The 18726-nt window shown below is 63.7% G+C and carries 7 protein-coding genes and 1 pseudogene; 6 read left to right on the forward strand and 2 right to left on the reverse strand.

The window, feature by feature from the left end; genetic code table 11:
* Positions 1-311 precede the first annotated feature (311 nt).
* The 6 genes and pseudogenes from IEX88_RS26985 (at position 312) to IEX88_RS25550 (ending at position 17158) form a co-directional block, all read left to right on the forward strand.
* Positions 312-8567 carry a peroxidase family protein gene (locus IEX88_RS26985; RefSeq protein WP_244640501.1) on the forward strand — a complete coding sequence of 2752 codons (8256 nt, stop codon included), beginning with the start codon at positions 312-314 and terminating at the stop codon, positions 8565-8567.
* 82 nt (positions 8568-8649) lie between these two features.
* Complete coding sequence (locus tag IEX88_RS25530) at positions 8650-10425, forward strand: type I secretion system permease/ATPase (RefSeq protein ID WP_188855299.1); 1776 nt, start codon at positions 8650-8652, stop codon at positions 10423-10425.
* A gap of 512 nt (positions 10426-10937) precedes the next feature.
* Positions 10938-13862 carry a calcium-binding protein gene (locus tag IEX88_RS25535; RefSeq protein WP_444542188.1) on the forward strand — a complete coding sequence of 975 codons (2925 nt, stop codon included), beginning with the start codon at positions 10938-10940 and terminating at the stop codon, positions 13860-13862.
* Between the two features lie 50 nt (positions 13863-13912).
* Positions 13913-15241 carry an HlyD family type I secretion periplasmic adaptor subunit gene (locus tag IEX88_RS25540; RefSeq protein ID WP_244640502.1) on the forward strand — a complete coding sequence of 443 codons (1329 nt, stop codon included), beginning with the start codon at positions 13913-13915 and terminating at the stop codon, positions 15239-15241.
* Between the two features lie 2 nt (positions 15242-15243).
* Positions 15244-16296, forward strand: coding sequence for a M23 family metallopeptidase (locus IEX88_RS25545; RefSeq protein WP_188855302.1), 1053 nt, complete (start codon positions 15244-15246; stop codon positions 16294-16296).
* A gap of 106 nt (positions 16297-16402) precedes the next feature.
* A pseudogene (locus IEX88_RS25550) lies at positions 16403-17158 on the forward strand (IS5 family transposase).
* Between the two features lie 306 nt (positions 17159-17464).
* Here IEX88_RS25550 and IEX88_RS25555 read toward each other — a convergent pair.
* Positions 17465-18547 carry a tyrosine-type recombinase/integrase gene (locus IEX88_RS25555; protein ID WP_188855303.1) on the reverse strand — a complete coding sequence of 361 codons (1083 nt, stop codon included), beginning with the start codon at positions 18545-18547 and terminating at the stop codon, positions 17465-17467.
* On the reverse strand, positions 18531-18725 hold the full coding sequence (locus IEX88_RS25560; protein ID WP_210319338.1) for a hypothetical protein: 195 nt from the start codon (positions 18723-18725) through the stop codon (positions 18531-18533). The genes IEX88_RS25555 and IEX88_RS25560 overlap by 17 nt, the downstream gene beginning before the upstream one ends.
* Position 18726 lies beyond the last annotated feature (1 nt).

An 18726-nucleotide genomic window follows, 5' to 3' on the forward strand; every position in this document is an offset into this window, starting at 1 on the left:
ACCCGCAAAGTCATCGGACTAAGGTCGCACTGAGAACGAGTCCAAGGACTCAGCTGTCCCGGGACCAAGGGCGGTTGATCTTCCGGTCCCAAAGTCTGGTTAATGACTGGACCTTCTGAGCTATTACCCCTCCTGCGCAAGTAGCATCCTGTGACGGTAGAACCTCGTGCAGAGCTGCTTTTACTGCCCCGTAACTCCCTATCAACTAGGGGCGGATCGAGCGGTAAGTCAGCATGTGTTCGAATTGTTTTGGGCCTGCTGAAGGATCAGCAATTTTGTCGTTTGGCACCGACACTCCTGAGGAGGGTACAATGGTTTCCTATATCAAGAGCGACCTCGACTTCATTCTTGACCAGATCAAGATTTCCGAGGCGCATGCTGCCGGCCAGCCGCTGTATGGACCTGGCGGGCTGATCCCCGCCTACAACATCGCCTGGGGGCTGCGCACGGTCGACGGCTCCTACAATCATCTGCTGCCCGGCCAGGAACAGTGGGGCGCGGCGGACAACCAGTTTCCCGAGTTGCTCCAGCCCGTCTACCGGCCGGCAGATGGAACATTGTTCGATCCGGATGGGCCAGGCCCTGCTCCGGCGATGCCGACGGCGCCGAACTACAACCCGTCGAACAATCCCAATTCGCTCGTCTTCGACTCGAGCCTTCGCACAATCTCGAACCTGCTCGTCGACCAGACGCTGGGCAACCCGGCGGCCATACTGACGGCTCTCGAGCGTGCTGGAAATGCGAATCCCATCGGTACTCTGCCTGCTGTGACGGCGATTTACGCGGCGTTCAAGCCCGCCCTTGACGCCGAGTATCAAGCGCGGGTCTTGATGCAGAATGCTCAGACGGCGGTCGATGACGCTCTCTTGGGCGCCGACAATAACCCCTCGACGCCCCTTTCCGCAGCGGAACAGTTAATTCTGGATGCTGCAAATGCTGCCTTTGCGACAGCTACTGCCAGCCACAGCGCGGCCGTGGTCACCCTCGAAGCCGCGCGCGGCGTACGCGACGCGGCGCTCGTGCCTTTCGCCATCGAGATGGACGGCGACAACGTCCATCTGCCCAACATCGCGCCCGACGAGGGCCTGTCGGCGCCTTTCAACTCCTGGTTCACGCTGTTCGGCCAGTTCTTCGACCACGGCCTCGACCTCGTGAACAAGGGCGGCAGCGGCACCGTCTTCGTGCCCTTGCAGCCGGACGATCCTCTCTATGTCGAGGGAAGCCACACCAACTTCATGGTCCTGACGCGCGCAACCGTGTCGGCCGGTGTAGATGGGGTCATGGGAACGGCGGACGACGTCCGGCCGGTCAACACGACGACGGCCTATGTCGACCAGAACCAGACATACACCTCGCACCCATCGCACCAGGTGTTTCTGCGGCAGTACGAGCTTGACGCGAACGACGTGCCGCATGCCACCGGCCTCCTGATCGAGGGCGCCAATGGCGGCATGGCCACATGGGGTGAAGTCAAGGCGCAGGCGCGCATGCTCGGCATCGAATTGACCGACAACGACGTCGGCAGCGTGCCCCTGCTGCGCACCGATCAGTACGGGAATTTCATTCCCAACGCGGCCGGCTATGCGCAGATCATCACCGGGATTGGCGCGGACGGCATTCCCAACACCGCCGACGACGTCGTCCAATCGGGAACGTTCGCCGCTCCGGTCAACCCGACCACGGTCGGTGCGCTCCGCACCAGCCACGCCTTCCTGGCCGATATCGCGCATGACGCGGTGCCACTCGGCAAGATCGCGGATGGCGACATCACGGTCGGGCTCGGCAATCCTGGCAACGGCGATACCGAATACGACAACGAACTGCTCGACGCGCACTTTATCGCCGGCGACGGCCGCGCCAACGAGAATATCGGCCTGACCGCCGTCCATCACGTCTTCCACGCCGAGCACAACCGGCTCGTCCAGCACACCAAGGACGTCGTGTTGGCAACCGGCGATGCCGCCTTCATCGCGGAATGGCGGAAGCCGGACGGAAGCTGGGATGGCGAACGGCTGTTCCAGGCCGCGAAATTCGGCACGGAAATGCAGTATCAGCACCTCGTCTTCGAGGAGTTCGCGCGCAAGATCCAGCCGCAGATCAACGTCTTCCTGGTCCCGGACGGCTTCGACACCACGCTCGACCCGGCGATCGTCGCCGAGTTTGCGCATGTCGTCTACCGGTTCGGCCATTCGATGCTGACCGAATCGATCGAGCAGTTCGATCCCGCCTTCACGCCGAACCATATCAGCCTGATCGAGGGCTTCCTCAATCCAACGGCGTTCAACGGCGTCGGGGGGAGCATTGACGACGGGCTCGCGGCGGGCGCCATCGTCCGCGGCATGACGCGGCAGGTCGGCAACGAGATCGACGAGTTTGTGACAGGTGCGCTGCGCAACAACTTGCTCGGCCTTCCTCTCGACCTGGCCACGATCAATCTGGCCCGCGGTCGCGACACCGGGGTTCCCTCGCTGAACGCGGCACGCGCCGAGTTCTACGAGGCGAGCAACCAGAACGTCCTGCTCAAGCCCTATGAGAGCTGGGTCGATTTCGCCAGCCATCTCAAGCACGAAGCCTCGATCATCAACTTCATCGCCGCCTATGGCACGCACGACACGATCCTGCTCGCCAGTACGCTTGAAGAGAAGCGCGACGCCGCAATGGCGCTGGTCGGCCTGACTGCGACGGGAAGCGCAGCGGTGGCGATATCGAACGCCAGCTTCGAAACGGACTCGTTGGCAGACCTCGCCCCGAACGTCATCTCAGACGTGCTTGGAAATTACACGCTTACAGCGCCCACCGGCTGGACCATGTCCGGTACTGGCGGCATGTTCAATCCCGCTGACGGCGTTACCAACAATGCATCGATCGACGGGACTAACGTGGTTTGGTTGGGCCAGGATGGCCTTCTGTCTCAAGATACCGGCGTGGTTCTCGCGGAAGGCGCGACCTACAGCCTCAGCTTTGACATCGGCGACCGCACCGACACGGCTTGGCCGGGAGGCACTGCACGCCTCTTTTCGAGCAACGGCACGGTGCTGGCCACGCAGGTTCTGACCGAACCCGCAGACGGCAACTGGTCTACGGTCACCTTCGACACCGGCGCAATCGGTGCTGCCCTGGCCGGACAGACGCTCCGAATTGAAATTCAACAGGCTGGCGGCAGCGGCAACCAGATTCTGGTTGATGACATCAAGCTCAACGTGGAGCAGCCCTTGTCCCCGCTTGACGAGGATGACAGGCAAGCTTTCCTTAACGGCACTGGCATCTACGCCGGCGACAAGGGCGGCCTGGACCTGGTCGACCTGTGGATTGGCGGCCTTGCCGAGGAAATTATGCCCTTTGGCGGCATGCTCGGCTCCACCTTCAACTTCGTCTTTGAAGTTCAGATGGAACAGCTTCAGAGCGGCGACCGCTTCTACTATCTGCAGCGCCTCGATGGCCTGCACCTGTTTGGCGAAATGGAGAACAACTCCTTCGCCGCCATGATCATGCGCAACACGGACGCCACGCATCTGCCGTCCGACGTGTTCTCGGTTCCGGGCCTCATCCTCGAAATCGATCGGACACGGCAATACAATCCGGGCCTGGGTGAAGACGCGGGCGCCGATGGCATTATGGAAGACGACCCCAACACTCCAAATATCGACGAAAGTGCTGACAATCGGGGCCTTGATCCAGTCGGCGGGGGCATTCTGACGCCACTTGTGGTGCGCAACAATCCGAGCACCCCGGGCGTCGACACCAATTATCTCAAATACACTGGCGGCGACCACGTCCTACTCGGCGGTACAGAAGCCAACGACATCCTCATCGGCGGCATCGGTGACGACACGCTCTACGGCGACGGCGGCGGCGACCGACTGGACGGCGGCTTCGGCAACGACATCCTGAATGGTGGTGATGGCGACGACATCATCGTGGACTCCGGGGGTGACGACAACATCAAGGGCGGCGCCGGAAACGACGTCATCCACGCCGGACCAGGCCTCGACCTCGTCCTCGCCGGTGCCGGCAAAGACTTCGTGTTCCTCGGCACCGACATGGGCTCGGAAGTGTTCGCCGGCGAAGGCGACGACTTCATCTACGGCAACAAGAACGCTGAACGCATTCTCGGCAACGAGGGCAGTGACTGGATCGAGACCGGCACCTTCGATGGCGCACCCGGCGATAATTTCGACGAGGTCTTCGCCCATGACGGCATCGACGGGCACGACGTGTTTCTCGGGGACGGTGGCTTCGACGAGTTCATCGGCGAAGGCGGTGACGACATCATGGTCGGCAGCGCAGGCCGCGGCAAGATGGCCGGCATGTCAGGTTTCGATTGGGCCACGTACAAGGACAACACGTCGGGAGTAACGGCCGATCTGTCTATTCCTATCGTCTTCGACGAGGCTCCCGTCCTGCCGCCGAACACCGCGCTTGACGAGTATGCCTCGATGGAAGGCCTCTCCGGCAGCCGTTTCAACGACGTCCTTAAGGGCTCAAATGCACTTGCCGAGGAACGCCTGCCCTATGATCCGCTCGCGCCGGCTGGCACGACCGGCCAGGAAGGCTACCGCGGCAGCCAGCTCACGAAGGAGGGCATCCAGCTCATCAACGGGCTTGCCGCCGTCCTCGGACTGACGGAGGCTCAGGTCAGCGCCATGGTGGCGCGCCAGGTCGTGTTCAGCGCCGGCGACATCATCCTCGGCGGTGACGGCTCAGACAGCATCCAGGGCAATGCCGGCGACGACATCATCGACGGTGACAAGTGGCTCAACGTGCGCATCAGCGTGCGCGCCAATGCTGATGGCACCGGCCCCGAGCTCGAGTCGCACAACAGCATGACGACGCTGGCCGCCAAGATGTTCAACGGGACGTTTAATCCCGGCCAGTTGGTGATCGTGCGTGAAATCCTCACCGATACCACCCCTGGCGACATCGATACCGCGCGCTACCAGGGTAACCGCTCGGAATACGCCTTCTCGGCCAGTACCGACGGGCAGCTCATCGTCTCGCATGCGATCGAGGATTCGCTCGACGGCACTGACCGCCTGCGTAACATCGAGCGCGTCGAATTCCTCGATGGCAATCCGCTCAACATTATCGTCGGCACGCCCAACAATGATACGCTGAACGGTACGGCGCAGGACGATCTCATCCTCGGGCTGGCGGGTAACGATACACTGAACGGAGGCACTGGCAACGACATCCTCGTTGGCGGACCTGGTGCTGACACCCTCAATGGCGGGCTCGGAGACGACACCTACTCGTTTGCCCTCGGCGACGGCAACGACGCCATTAACGAAGGCTTCTCCGCCACCAGTGGCGGCACCGCGGATCGCATCTCGATCCTCGCACCGAGCACCGGGCTCGATGTCGATGGCCTGCCGATCCTGACGCTGAACAGCCTCTCGATGGCGGACAACGACACCGACTCCAATGACGGCGAACTGATCATAACCTACGGCCTGCCGAGCGGCGCACAGACGGTGACGCAGGTGATCACCGTCAACCAGCAGTTCGACGGTGCCAACGCCCAGACCGGCGTCGAACGCATCAACTTCAACGGTGCGGTCTATGCAGGCTATGCCCTCGGCAGCGAGGACTACCTGATCAGCCGCGACGACGGCGGCGCCAACCTCTCCGCTTCACTTGCCAACAACGTCATCGTTGGCGAGAGCACCGGCGACACGATCACCGGCGGCGCCGGAAATGACCTGATCTTCGGTGCTGGCGGCGACAACAACCTTATCGGTGGTGATGGAGATGACCTCCTGGTCGGTGGCTCCGGCACCGGCGACGACGACGTGCTGGATGGCGGCCTTGGTGCCGACACCATGATCGGCGGCGGCGGTAACGACGACTACGTTGTTGACGACCTTCTCGATGTGGTTGTGGAAGTAGCCGGAGCGGGGACCGACGAGGTCCGGACCGAAATGGCCGCTCTCTCGATCGAACTCATGGCCAACGTCGAGAACCTGACCTACGCCGGCGTCGATGCGGACCAGTTCGTCGGTACTGGCAACGCCATCAACAACGTTATCTCCGGTGGCGACCTCAACGACACGCTGAGCGGACTAGGCGGCAACGACACGCTCCAGGGTGGACTCGGTGCCGACACGATGATCGGCGGCGACGGCAGTGACGTCTACTTCGTCGACGAAGCTGGCGACGTAGTGACGGAGACCAACGCCGACCTCGCCACTGGAGGTGCAGACCGGGTCGAGTCCGACGTCGACTATACGCTCGGCGCCAACGTCGAGAACCTCGACCTCAACAACGGCGCCTTGATCGGCACTGGCAACGCACTCAACAACGTCATTAACGGTAACGGCAACGCCAATCAGCTGTTCGGGCGCGGCGGCAACGACACCATTGATGGCGGTGACGGCAGCGATCTGGTCGACGGCGGCGACGGCGACGACACGCTGAGCGGCGGCGCAGGCGGGGATGTCGACACCATCATCGGGGGGGCCGGTAACGACATCATCGATGTCGGCAGCGGCAACGACGTGATCGCCTACAACGCCACCGGCTTCGGCAACGACCGCGTGGTCAACTTCGACCAGAACGGCGGCTCAGCGGCAACTCAGGACCTCATCGACGTCAGTGCGCTCGATCTGACTGCAGCAAATATCGGAACGACAGCGGCTGCCCGCATCCAGATCGAGGACATTGAGGACGGGGCAACAGACGATACGCGGATCACGATCCGCGACGCCGGCGGAAACGTGATGGGGACAATCCTCCTGGAGGAAATCGACAACAGCACCATCTCGGCCAGCGACTTTGCATTCGCGACAACGACAACCCTTGGCGGTGCAACCACCGGCAACAACACCCTCAACGGTACCAACGGCAACGACACAATCAACGCTCTTGGCGGGACCGACATCGTGAACGGCAATGGCGGCAACGACACGATCATCGGCGGCACCGGCAACGACTTACTCAACGGCGGTGTCGGCGACGACACCGCGATCTGGAACGTCGGCGATGGGCGAGACGAGTTCAACGGCGGCACCGAGGGCCCGCTCGGCGACACCTTTGTGATCAACGGTGACGCATCGGCGGAGACGTATACGATCTTCACCCGTGCGGCCTGGGACGCCATTCCCAACAATATCAACGCGAGCCTCGACGCGAACACCGAGATCGTCATCACCCGCAACGGCACCAACTTCGCGTCCGTGATTGCCGAACTGTGGGACGTCGAGGAAATCCGCGTCAACGGCTCCGATCCGACCGGAGCCACCGGCACCGCCGGCGGCGATACCTTCAACATCATCGGCGACTTCTCCGGCACCAGCCTGCGCCCCAACACCATCACCATCGATGGCGATGCCGGCGACGACACGATCGATATCTCCTCGCTCAACTCGGCGCACCGCATCGTGTTCAAATCCAATGGCGGAAACGACACGATTGTCGGCACGCTGCGGCCGCAGGACGTCATCGAGTTACCCTTCGGAACAGCCATAGCCGATTACGCAGTCACCATCGACGAGGAAACCGGCCAAGTTTTGCTCGAAGGCGAGGAAAACTCGATCAGCTTCACGATGTCGTCGGAACTGCCGCAATTCGTCACGCCGGCATTGTCCGACCATGACGACGATGAGGGGGAGGACGACCACGATAGTGACGATGCTGACGATGCTGACGACGACGGCGATGACGACGATGCGCCGACCCCGCCACCGGTTGCTGCCGGCCTGGTACTAACGGGCACCGCGACGGCGGACGTCATGATGGGCAGTGCTGAGGCCGACGCGTTCGCCGGCGGCGACGGTGATGACGTCATGCTCGGCGGCGACGAGGGCGACACGCTGATGGGCGGGTCGGGAGCCGACCTCGTCAAGGGTGATGCCGGCAGCGACATGATCTTCGGCGGTGCCGATGGCGATGTCCTGCTGGGCGGAAGCGGGGCGGACATGATCTTCGGCGAGGCCGGCGATGACCGCCTGTTCGGCGACGACGCCAACGACATGCTGGAGGGCGGTGCCGGATCGGACACGGCCTATGGCGGAGCGAGCGACGATCGCTTTATCGCCCGGCAGGGCGACGGCGACGACATCTACTGGGGCGAGGCGGGCCAGGACACGCTGGACTACGCCGCGATCACGGCGAGCCTGACGATAGATCTCGGCAACGGCACGATGCAGCATGGCAGTGTTGCCAGCAGCCAGAGTGGCCACGATGCGATCTTCGGTTTCGAGAACGTCATCGGCGGGGCGGGCGACGACCAGATCTTCGCCAGTTCCGTGGCCAATGTCCTTGATGGCGGCGGCGGCGACGACGTGTTCGTCTTCCGCACGGCGGCCGATGCCGACGGGGACCTGATCACCGGCTTTGCCAGTGGTGACCAGATCGATCTCGCGGGTATGACCGGCCCCGCCGGCTTCTCCCTGGAGACGACGTCGCTGACGGGCGCGGGACAGGTACTCGTCAGCCATGTGACCGGCGACGACGGCGAGGCGCTGACCCGCATCCAGGGCAATGTCTCCGGCGGGCCCGGGGCCGACTTCACCCTCGATATCGCGGGTACTCACAACCTGACCCAGTCGGACTTCAACGGCGTCGCCTGACCGATGCAGGACGGGGGGCTTCGGCCCCCCGTCCTTTGCTTGCGATTTCCGATCATCGCTTTCATCCGAGGGGAAGGCTCCCATGAGCACTCAACGACGCCGCCATCGCGCCAATCCGACCACCATGACGGAGCGCATCGGCAGTTATCGCGGCCTGGGGGTCTTCCTGTTCTGCCTCTCCGGCGTCATCAATCTGCTGGCGCTGACCGGGGCCTTCTACATGCTGCAGATCTACGACCGGGCTCTGACCAGCGGCAGTGTACCGACGCTGGTGGCGCTGTCGATCCTGGCGATCGGCCTGTATCTCTTCCAGGGCATGTTCGACATCTTGCGCTCGCAAATCCTGGTGCGCTTCGGCGCGCGGATCGATGCAAAGCTTGCGCCGCTCACCCACCAGGTGGTGATCGAGATGCCGCGCTACGGCTACTCGACCTCGGAGGCGCTGGAGCGCGGCCGCGACGTGGACACGGTGCGGGGCTTTGTCGCCAGCCAGGCACCGGTCGCGCTGTTCGACCTGCCATGGATGCCGCTGTTTATCGGCTTCGTCTATCTCCTGCACCCGATGCTGGGGCATTTGACGATCGGCGGCGCCTTCGTGCTGATCGCGCTGACGATCATCACCGAGTATCTGACCAGACGCAGCAGCGCCGAGATGAACCGCGTTGCCGTGCAGCGTGCCAACCTCGCCGATTCTCATGCCCGCAATGCCGACATCCTGCAAGCGATGGGCTTTGGCGGCCGTGCGGTCGCGCGCTTCGAGGCGGCCAATGCGCGTCATCTCGACCTGCAGACGAAAACCAGCGACATCAGCGGCTCATTCAGCGGCCTGTCGAAGGTGCTGCGCATGATGCTGCAATCGGCGCTGCTCGGCCTCGGCGCCTATCTGACGATCAATGGCGAACTCACCGCCGGGGCGATCATCGCCTGCTCGGTCGCCGCGGCAAGGGCTCTGGCGCCGGTAGATCTGGCCATCGGCAACTGGAAGGGGGTCGTCGCGGCGCGCCGCAGCTTTGCCCGGCTGAAGGAGACCCTGGCTGCCATGGACGACGATTCCCGTCTTGTCGACCTGCCGGCCCCTTCGCAGTCGCTGAAGCTCGAGAATGCCACGGTGGTTGCGCCGAGCACCGGCACGGTTCTTCTCGGCGACGTAAGCTTCGAGCTGACAGCCGGACAGGCCCTTGGATTGATCGGCCCCAGCGGCGGCGGCAAGACCTCGCTTGCCAAGGGCATCGTCGGTGTTTGGCCCCTGTTGCGCGGCTGCGTTCGACTAGACAACGCCGAGCTCGGCCAGTGGCGGACCGACCGTCTCGGTTCCCATATCGGGTATCTGCCGCAGGACGTGTCGCTGCTCGACGGTTCGATCGCCGAGAACATCGCCCGCTTCGACCCCGAGGCCGATGCGCGCACGATCATCCGCGCGGCCCGGGCGGCGGGCGTCCATGACATGATCGTGCGGTTGAAAAACGGCTACCAGACGGAATTGGGACCGCACGGCATGTCGCTGTCCGCCGGGCAGCGCCAGCGCATCGGCCTGGCCCGGGCGCTTTACGGTGATCCGTTCTTGGTGGTGCTCGACGAGCCGAACTCCAATCTGGACGCGGAGGGTGAGGCGGCGCTGACCGAGGCGCTGACCAAGGTTCGCGCCCGTGGGGGCATCGCCATCGTCGTCGCGCATCGCCCGAGCGCCCTTGCCGCCGTGGATCTGATCGGCGTCATCCAGGCCGGCAAGCTAATCGCCTTCGGGCCGAAGGAGGAGATCCTGCGCGATCCGGCACGCCCAATGGCGCGGCCGATGGCGCCCGCTGGAAAAATCTACGCACCGGTAGCGGCGGCAGTTGCCGCGGCATCGACGGTCTAGGAGGAGCGGCGATGGAAGACCGGCTGACGCTCGGCATCCCGGACCAGGATGCAGTCAATGCGCCGAAGAAGCGCTTCGAGATCAAGGACACTACCTCGCGCGTTAACTCGCTGGCGGTGCTGCCGCTGTTCGCTATCTCGCTCGCATGGGTGCTGAGGCAGTTCTTCCAAGACGAGGAAGAGGAAGCGCCCGGCAAGAAGCAGGGCTCGCCCCAACCAGACCAGAATCCGGAGGCGCAGCAGTATGCGACGGACAATCCTATCGAGCCCATCGGGACGAGTGAGAATACCGAACTGGACACGGTCGTACGCATCTCAGACTATCTCGACGCCATCGCCAAAGGCAGGGCGCTACCGGTCTTTGACGTGTCGAAGTTCGCCTTCACCGAAGCCGGCGCAGACGCTTTTCAGGCGGCGTTCCAGCATGCGATCGAGGTGCCGTCCGGCGAATTCAGCGCTTCCGGCGGCAACTCGAGACCGACCGTACCGGGCAGTTTTCCGGGAGCCAGTGCAATGCCGCCGACGGCCAATGACAACCAGGCCCCGCCCGGCTCGCCGCCCGCGGGAGGTCGCCCCTTGGGACCTGGCGCCGACGAACTTGGATCAGCCCCGGGCCAATGGAGCGATGATGGCGACGGACGTGGCCCCGAGACCCGCGGACCCGACAGCGGCGGGACCGCCTCCGATGACGACAATGACGACCAGATCGATGACGACGATGACGACGACGTTCCGGGCGCGCGACTGAACCGGCGGCCCGTACTCTCCGGCCCGGTCTTTCTCGACAACGGTCTCGTCAATCTGTCGGTGATCATCACTATGGGCGAGTTGCTCCATGGCGCGAGCGACCCCGACAACGATGTCCTGATCGTCCGCAATCTCGAGGCGGATGGTGGTCGCCTGGAGCGGATAGGCCTCGACCGCTGGCTGTACACGCCGGCAACCGACGAGGCGGGAGCTGTGGTCTTCCGTTACCAGATCAGCGACGGCGGCGAACCCGTCATGCAGACGGCGCATCTGGAGATCCGGTTGCCCGAGAACGAGGCGATCGTCGGCACCGACGGCGACGACATGCTCATCGGCACGCCCTATACCGACCTGATCGACGCCCGCGGCGGCAACGACATGGTCTACGGCCGGGAGAGCAGCGACATCCTGTACGGCGGTACCGGCAATGATCGGCTGGTCGGCGGCGACGGCCACGACGTTCTCTGGGGCGGAAGCGGCGACGATATCCTGTTCGGCGGCGACGGTAACGACACGTTGTACGGCGAGGAAGGCGACGACATACTTTACGGCGATGCCAGCGACGACGTGATCCTCGGCGGCGAAGGTCGCGACGAGGCGCATGGCGGCGATGGCGATGATGTCATCGACGGCGGCCTTGGCGACGATGTGCTTTACGGCGAGGCGGGCACGGACGTCATAGAAGGCGGCGAGGGCGACGACCACATCGACGGCGGTGCCGGCCGCGACGTGCTGGTCGGCGGAGCCGGTGCCGACGTCATTCTTGGCGACGCGGGCGACGACCTCCTGCACGGCAACGACGGCGACGACGAAATCCTCGCCGCAGCGGGCAACGACGAAGTGCATGGGGGCAGCGGTGCCGACACGGTCGACGGCGGTGACGGCGACGACGTCCTGCATGGCGATGACGGCGNCGGCGACGACGTCCTGCATGGCGATGACGGCGGCGACGAAATCCTCGCCGCAGCGGGTAACGACGAAGTGCATGGCGGCAGCGGTGCCGACACGGTCGACGGCGGCGAAGGCGACGACGTACTGTTCGGTAACGACGGCAACGACGAAATCCTCGCCGCAGCGGGCGACGATGAAGTGCATGGCGGCAGCGGTGCCGACACGGTCGACGGCGGTGACGGCGACGACGTCCTGCATGGCGATGACGGCGGCGACGAAATCCTCGCCGCCGCGGGCAACGACGAAGTGCATGGCGGCAGCGGTGCCGACACGGTCGACGGCGGCGAAGGCGACGACGTCCTGCATGGCGATGACGGCGACGACGAAATCCTCGGCGCCGCGGGCAACGACGAAGTGCATGGGGGCAGCGGTGCCGACACGGTCGACGGCGGTGACGGCGACGACGTCCTGCATGGCGATGACGGCGACGACGAAATCCTCGCCGCAGCGGGCAACGACGAAGTGCATGGGGGCAGCGGTGCCGACACGGTCGACGGCGGTGACGGCGACGACGTCCTGCATGGCGATGACGGCGACGACGAAATCCTCGCCGCAGCGGGCGACGATGAAGTGCATGGGGGCAGCGGTGCCGACACGGTCGACGGCGGTGACGGCGACGACGTCCTGCATGGCGATGACGGCGACGATGAAATCATCGGCGCCGCGGGCAACGACGAAGTGCATGGGGGCAGCGGTGCCGACACGGTCGACGGCGGTGACGGCGACGACGTCCTGCATGGCGATGACGGCGACGATGAAATCATCGGCGCCGCGGGCAACGACGAAGTGCATGGGGGCATCGGTGCCGACACGGTCGACGGCGGTGACGGCGACGACGTCCTGCATGGCGATGACGGCGACGACGAAATCCTCGCCGCAGCGGGTAACGACGAAGTGCATGGGGGCAGCGGTGCCGACACGGTCGACGGCGGTGCCGGCGACGACGCCATTGAAGGTGGCGAAGGCAATGACGTTCTCCACGGCGACGAAGACGATGACCAGATCATCGGCGCGGCAGGGAATGACACGCTCGATGGCGGCGATGGCGACGATCACCTGATCGGCGGCGACGGCAACGACCTGCTGATCGACGGCGTGGGCGTCGATATCCTCGAAGGCGGTGAGGGCGACGACTGCATCGTCCTCGTCATCGATGCCGAGCCCGATGGCGGGGTCGACACCGCGGACGGGGGCGGCGGCGCCGACACACTGGACCTGTCGCAGATCGTCTTCGACGTGACGGTCGACCTTCCGGACGGTTGGGTCACGATCGGCGGCACCGCAGAGGCCCGCATCTTCGAGATCGAGAACATTCGCGGCGGCCGCGGCAATGACAGCCTAGTTGCCGACGACGAGGTCAACATCGTGGTCGGCGGCGCCGGCAACGACATCTTCGTGTTCCGCTCGCTGGATGCCCTGACAAACGAAGGAGGGCCGCGCGACCATATCCAGGACTTCTCTGTCGGCGACCGCATCGACCTGTCGCAGATCGGGACGGGCCTCGAAGACTTCGCCGCGCAGAAGCTATTCTTCGCCGGTGCCGCCACCTCCACGCCTGCCGAGATCGGCGCCGTCACCTTTCGCCACCAACTCATCGCCGAAGACTCGGGCGACGAGGAGATCACGGTCGTCTCCGGCAATCTCGATGACGATCCAGAAGCGGATTTCGAGCTTGTCGTTCAGGGGCGTCATGACCTGACGGCCAACGACTTTATCCTGGCCGACCGCGACAGCGGCTGACGCCGATGCGACGACCCGGCACGATGCAGCAATTTTCGAGGGAGAACGACATGAGTGGCCAACAGAAAACAACCGGTAACGATGCAGTCCCGGCGAATGACGGTCAGCATTTCGGCATCCGGTCGCGGATCGTCGCTTCCGGCCTCCTCGCGACTCTCCTGATCGTGGGCTGCGGCGGCTGGGCGGCGCAGGCCAGCCTTTCAGGGGCGATCATCGCCCAGGGCAAGGTCACGGTCAAAAAACAGGTCAAAGATATCCAGCACCGCGACGGCGGCATCGTCGGGGCGATCCTCGTGGCCAATGGCGACATGGTGAAAGCCGGCGACGTGCTCATCCGCCTTGACGAGACCCAGACCAAGGCGGAGCTTGGCGTCATCTCGTCGCAATTGTCGGAGCTGACCGGGCGCCAGTCGCGCCTGCGCGCGGAGCGCGACGGCGACGAAACAGTGCGGTTTGACCCGACCTTCGAGACGGGGGCTGCAACGGCCGCGATCGCTGAGGGCGAGCGCCGGCTGTTTGGCGACAACCGCGCCACCCGCGAAGCCCAGCGCGATCAGCTGGAGTCGCAGATCGAGCAATATGGCGAGCAGGTGAAGGGGCTAGATTCGCAGCGCCAGTCGAACGCCACCGAGCGTGATATGATCGCCGAAGACCTTGCTCGCTTGGCGCCGCTGGTCACCCGGCAGCTGGTCGAGGGTACGAGGACACGCCTGATGGAGCGAGACCTTGCCAAGATTGACGGGCTGAAGGGCGAAATCGAGGCGAACATCGCTCGGGTCAAGGGCCAGATCAACGAAGCCCGGATGAAAATTATCGAGCTCGACCAGCAGGTCCGCACCGACGCGCAGCGCGAGCTGCGCGACGTCGATGCCCGCATCGCCGAACTGTCGGAGCGTATCGTTGCCGCTAAGGACCGCCTGTTGCGCATGGAACTGAGAGCCCCGATCGACGGCTTCGTCAACGACCTGAAGATCCACACCGTCAACGGCGTCATCACCCCCGGCGAGACCGTCATGGGGATCGTGCCTGAGGGCGAAGAACTCGTCGTCGAGGCAAAACTAGCCCCGACGGACATCGACCAGGTAACGGTCGGCCAGGATGTCAAATTGCGCTTTTCGGCCTTCAACCAGCGTACCACGCCGGAGATTGAGGGCCGGGTCGACATTGTCGGCGCCGCGGCGATCCTCGATCCGGCCAGCAACCAGACCTTCTATCTGTCGACCATTGCAATTACCGACGAAGACCGGGGCCTCGGCGAGCAACTCCTTGTTCCTGGCATGCCCGTTGAGGTGTATTTCAAAACCGGTGACCGATCGGCGCTGTCCTACCTGGTCAAGCCATTCAGCGACCAGATGATGCGATCGTTCCGCGAGGAGTGATAATGGCCGCGGAACGCAGACTGACGATGCTCGTGGCATCCGCGGCTCTTGCCCGACGCGCCCCGGCAGCAATGGCCGTCGTTCTCGCCGTGGCGGCTTTGCAGGCAATCAACGCCAAGGCCGAGCCGCGCCTGCCGGAACTCACACTTCCCATCGACTGCCATCTTGGGATCGACTGCTTCGTCCAGCAGATGCCCGACATCGATCCCGACCCCACCGCAATGGACCCGCTCTGCGGCGAGGCAACCTATGACGGTCACGACGGCTGGGATTTCCGGGTGCGTTCCATGCTCGACGTGGCAAGAGGGGTTCCGGTTATCGGCATCGCGGACGGCCGGATTCTGCGCATTCGCGACGGTGTCGCGGACCGTATCGTCCTGGACGGAGAAGAAGCGGAGGGGCTCCAGGGCAAGGAGTGCGGCAACGGCGTCGTCATGGAGCATGAAGGTGGCCTGACATCGCAATACTGTCACCTGAAAATGGGCAGTATCGCAGTGCGTCCGGGTATGTTCGTCCCCCGAGGCACGCGCCTAGGCTTCATCGGTTCTTCTGGCCTGGCACAGTTTCCGCACGTCCATCTGGGGGTCCGTCATAACGGCAGAGAAATCGAGCCCCTGACGGGGCGCGAACTCACCGATGCATCTGGCTGCCGCCGGCCGAATGCCGGCCTGTTCACCAAGACGATCCAGCGACTGCTGGAGCGCCCGCAGCACGCCATCCTCGCTGCTGGTCTTACCGATGCTCCGCCGACCCTGCCGGGTTTCGTGGCGGGGAAAGCCCCGTTGGCGAGGGCCGGGGGCACGTCGACGCTCGCGTGGGTCTGGGCGATCAATCTGCAGGAAGGAGATCGCTTCCGCATCCGGATTGTTCATCCGGATGGGTCGCAACTGATCGACCAGACCACCGACCCCTTGCCTCGACGCAAGGCGAACTACCTGGCTTATGCTGGCAGCCGTCGGGACCTTGTGGCTGGTACCTACAGAGTCGAGATCGACCTGCTCAGGGCCGGCGTCCCGGCCACGTCGATGAAAATGTCCGTCGAAGCGGATGGATAAAGGCTCCCGTGCCTGCAGGGTACGCCTCGGCGAAATCTACATTCAGGATTCCAACCGATGTGATCGCTGATTCATAGGGTTTCCGTGTCGAGACGCGGAGCTTCTGATGGCGGCCAAGCGGTACGAACTTAAGGCGGAGCAGTGGGCGCGGATCGCGCTGCTTTTGCCCGGCAAGGCTGGCGATCCGGGCCGGACGGCCTTTGACAACCTGTTGTAGTTAACGGATGTCTATGGGTGCTGCGCTCGGGCGCGCACTGGTGCGATCTAACGGCGCTATGGCAAGTGGAAGACGGTGCATCGCCGCTTCAGCCGCTGGTGTCATGCCGGCGTGTGGAAGCGGGTGTTCGAGGCGCTCACCGCCGATCGCGACAACGACTACCTGATGATCGACAGCACCATCGTCCGGGCCCACCAGCAGGCAGCCTGCGGAAAAGGGGGGCCCAAGATCAGGCGCTGGGGCGTTCCCGAGGCGGACTGACGACCAAGATCCACATGCTCGCCGACGCGCTCGGCCGGCCCTTGCGCTTCATCGTCACCGCCGGACAGGCTGGCGACTGTCCCCAGGCGGCTGTGCTGCTCGACGGTCAGCCGGGGCAGGCGGTCCTGGCCGACAAAGCCTATGACAGTGGCGCCCTGCGCGGCCGCGATTGCCAGGATGGGAGCCGCTGCCGTCATTCCCTCGAACCGAGGCCGTAAGATCCTCATTCCCCACGACGTCGAGGCCTACAAGCATCGCAACCGGATCGAGCGATGTTTCTCCAAACTCAAACACTTCCGCCGCTTCGCTACCCGCTATGATCGCCGAACGATCCACTTCACAGGCTTCGTTCATCTCGCCGGCGCGACAATGTGGCTTACCTGAATGTCGATCCGCCCTAGCCCTCAAGGGTCTGGTTGTAGCTGGCGTCGACGTGCTGGCTGCAACGTCTTTCTCGTCCCCAATGAGTCAGGCTTTCTCTTCAGCGGCGACGCAGTTGAGATCGCCCCACGCGGAAATCATTTCCGTCGATCGGTCCGTTGGATTCCCAAACTCTCCATCGTTGACGTCGGCCCCCAACCAGGGCACAAAACTGATGCCCAATGCGACGGCAAAGCCGAAACCAAAAGTGTTTTCAAAGACTTGAACTTCGGCTGGCTGGGGATCCAGGTTCCCCAGCCATTGATTTCACTACTGTTTTTCTCCCTGTTCGTTGGAACGGGTAGGCTGGTCGGGAGCGCGGTCGGGAATTTTTGTTCTCGCTTCGAGCTTTGCGATCCCGCTTTCGGCCAGGGCGTAGTCCCGGCTGAAATAGTTCGCGTCGAGGATTGAGCGCACCTCGCCGAGAGAATGGCCGGTGATCGTCGCGACTTCCGCGTCGGTGCATCCGGCGATGAAAAGACGCGTCACGGCTGTCCCGCGAAGGTCGTGGAAGGTCACACCCTCGACGCCGGCTTTCTCTCTCGTCTTTCGCCAGGAGGATCGGAATCCGTCCTCGGTGAAGGGCGTGCCGCCTCGCGTCGTCAGAATGATCGGGGAAACACGCTTCGACGTATCCAGTGCAGCCTTCAGCGCCGATGTCACCGGCACGCGAACACGCGCGCCAGTCTTCGACTGCTTCAACCGAATCGACGTCCCGTCATAGGCGCTCCAGGGAAGCCGCAGCAGATCGCCCTGCCTCTGGCCGGTATTGATCGCCAGGAGGAACGCTAGGCGGATGCCGCCGCTCGCATGCCGCAGGAAGATATCCTCTTGGTCGGCCGACCATGTGATTTCGCGTCGTGTGCCGCCGTCGTAGAGGCGGCCACCTGCCTTGCACGGATTGACGTCGATAAGACCGCGATTGAGCGACCACGACAGCACCCGAGCAAGCACTGTCCAGGCGAGATCGGCCTGTCGAGGAGACGATTTGGCGAGCCTGTCGCGCCACTCCATGAAGAGGTTGCGGGTCCGTTTGTCGCCAAGTGCGGCGAGGGGGAAGTCGCCGAACTCTTTCTCGATCAGCAGCACCTTGCCGACGTAGTCCTGCCGGGTTCTTTTGGCGAGGCCGGTGAAATCGGATGATTCCTGGAACTTGCGAAGAAGCCCGTGGATGACGTTCGTGGTCGCCGGAAGCTTTCGGGCGACTGCCGCATTGTATGCCGCCATGAATTCAGGCGAGCCCGGCTTCCCCTCGATCCGAGGACCACCCTTCCACGCATAGAAATAGGTGACGACAGATCCGTCAGCGAGCGTCTTGCGCTTGCTGTTCAGACCCTTAAGCCTGACTCGCATCGCGCTCCGCTTTCCACTTGTCGAAAGGGTTGAGCGTATCTTGAACCGCAGCAGTCAAAAGAACGATCTTCCCGTCGCGGTCGATTTCGACCCGAACCACAGGCATGCCCGCAGCCTTAGCGCCCTTGAGCGCACGGGTTACGTCGGCCTGTCGGAAAGGAACCGCACGGTTCGTCACG

This window comes from Aureimonas glaciei (genome assembly GCF_014643375.1).
Taxonomy (GTDB): Bacteria; Pseudomonadota; Alphaproteobacteria; order Rhizobiales; family Rhizobiaceae; genus Plantimonas; species Plantimonas glaciei.

Coding starts and splice junctions, on each gene's coding strand:
- IEX88_RS25545 (WP_188855302.1), top strand. CDS start 15,244: ATGGCCGCGGAACGCAGACTGACGATGCTCGTGGCATCCGCGGCTCTT.
- IEX88_RS25540 (WP_244640502.1), top strand. CDS start 13,913: ATGAGTGGCCAACAGAAAACAACCGGTAACGATGCAGTCCCGGCGAAT.
- IEX88_RS26985 (WP_244640501.1), top strand. CDS start 312: ATGGTTTCCTATATCAAGAGCGACCTCGACTTCATTCTTGACCAGATC.
- IEX88_RS25530 (WP_188855299.1), top strand. CDS start 8,650: ATGAGCACTCAACGACGCCGCCATCGCGCCAATCCGACCACCATGACG.
- IEX88_RS25555 (WP_188855303.1), bottom strand. CDS start 18,547: ATGCGAGTCAGGCTTAAGGGTCTGAACAGCAAGCGCAAGACGCTCGCT.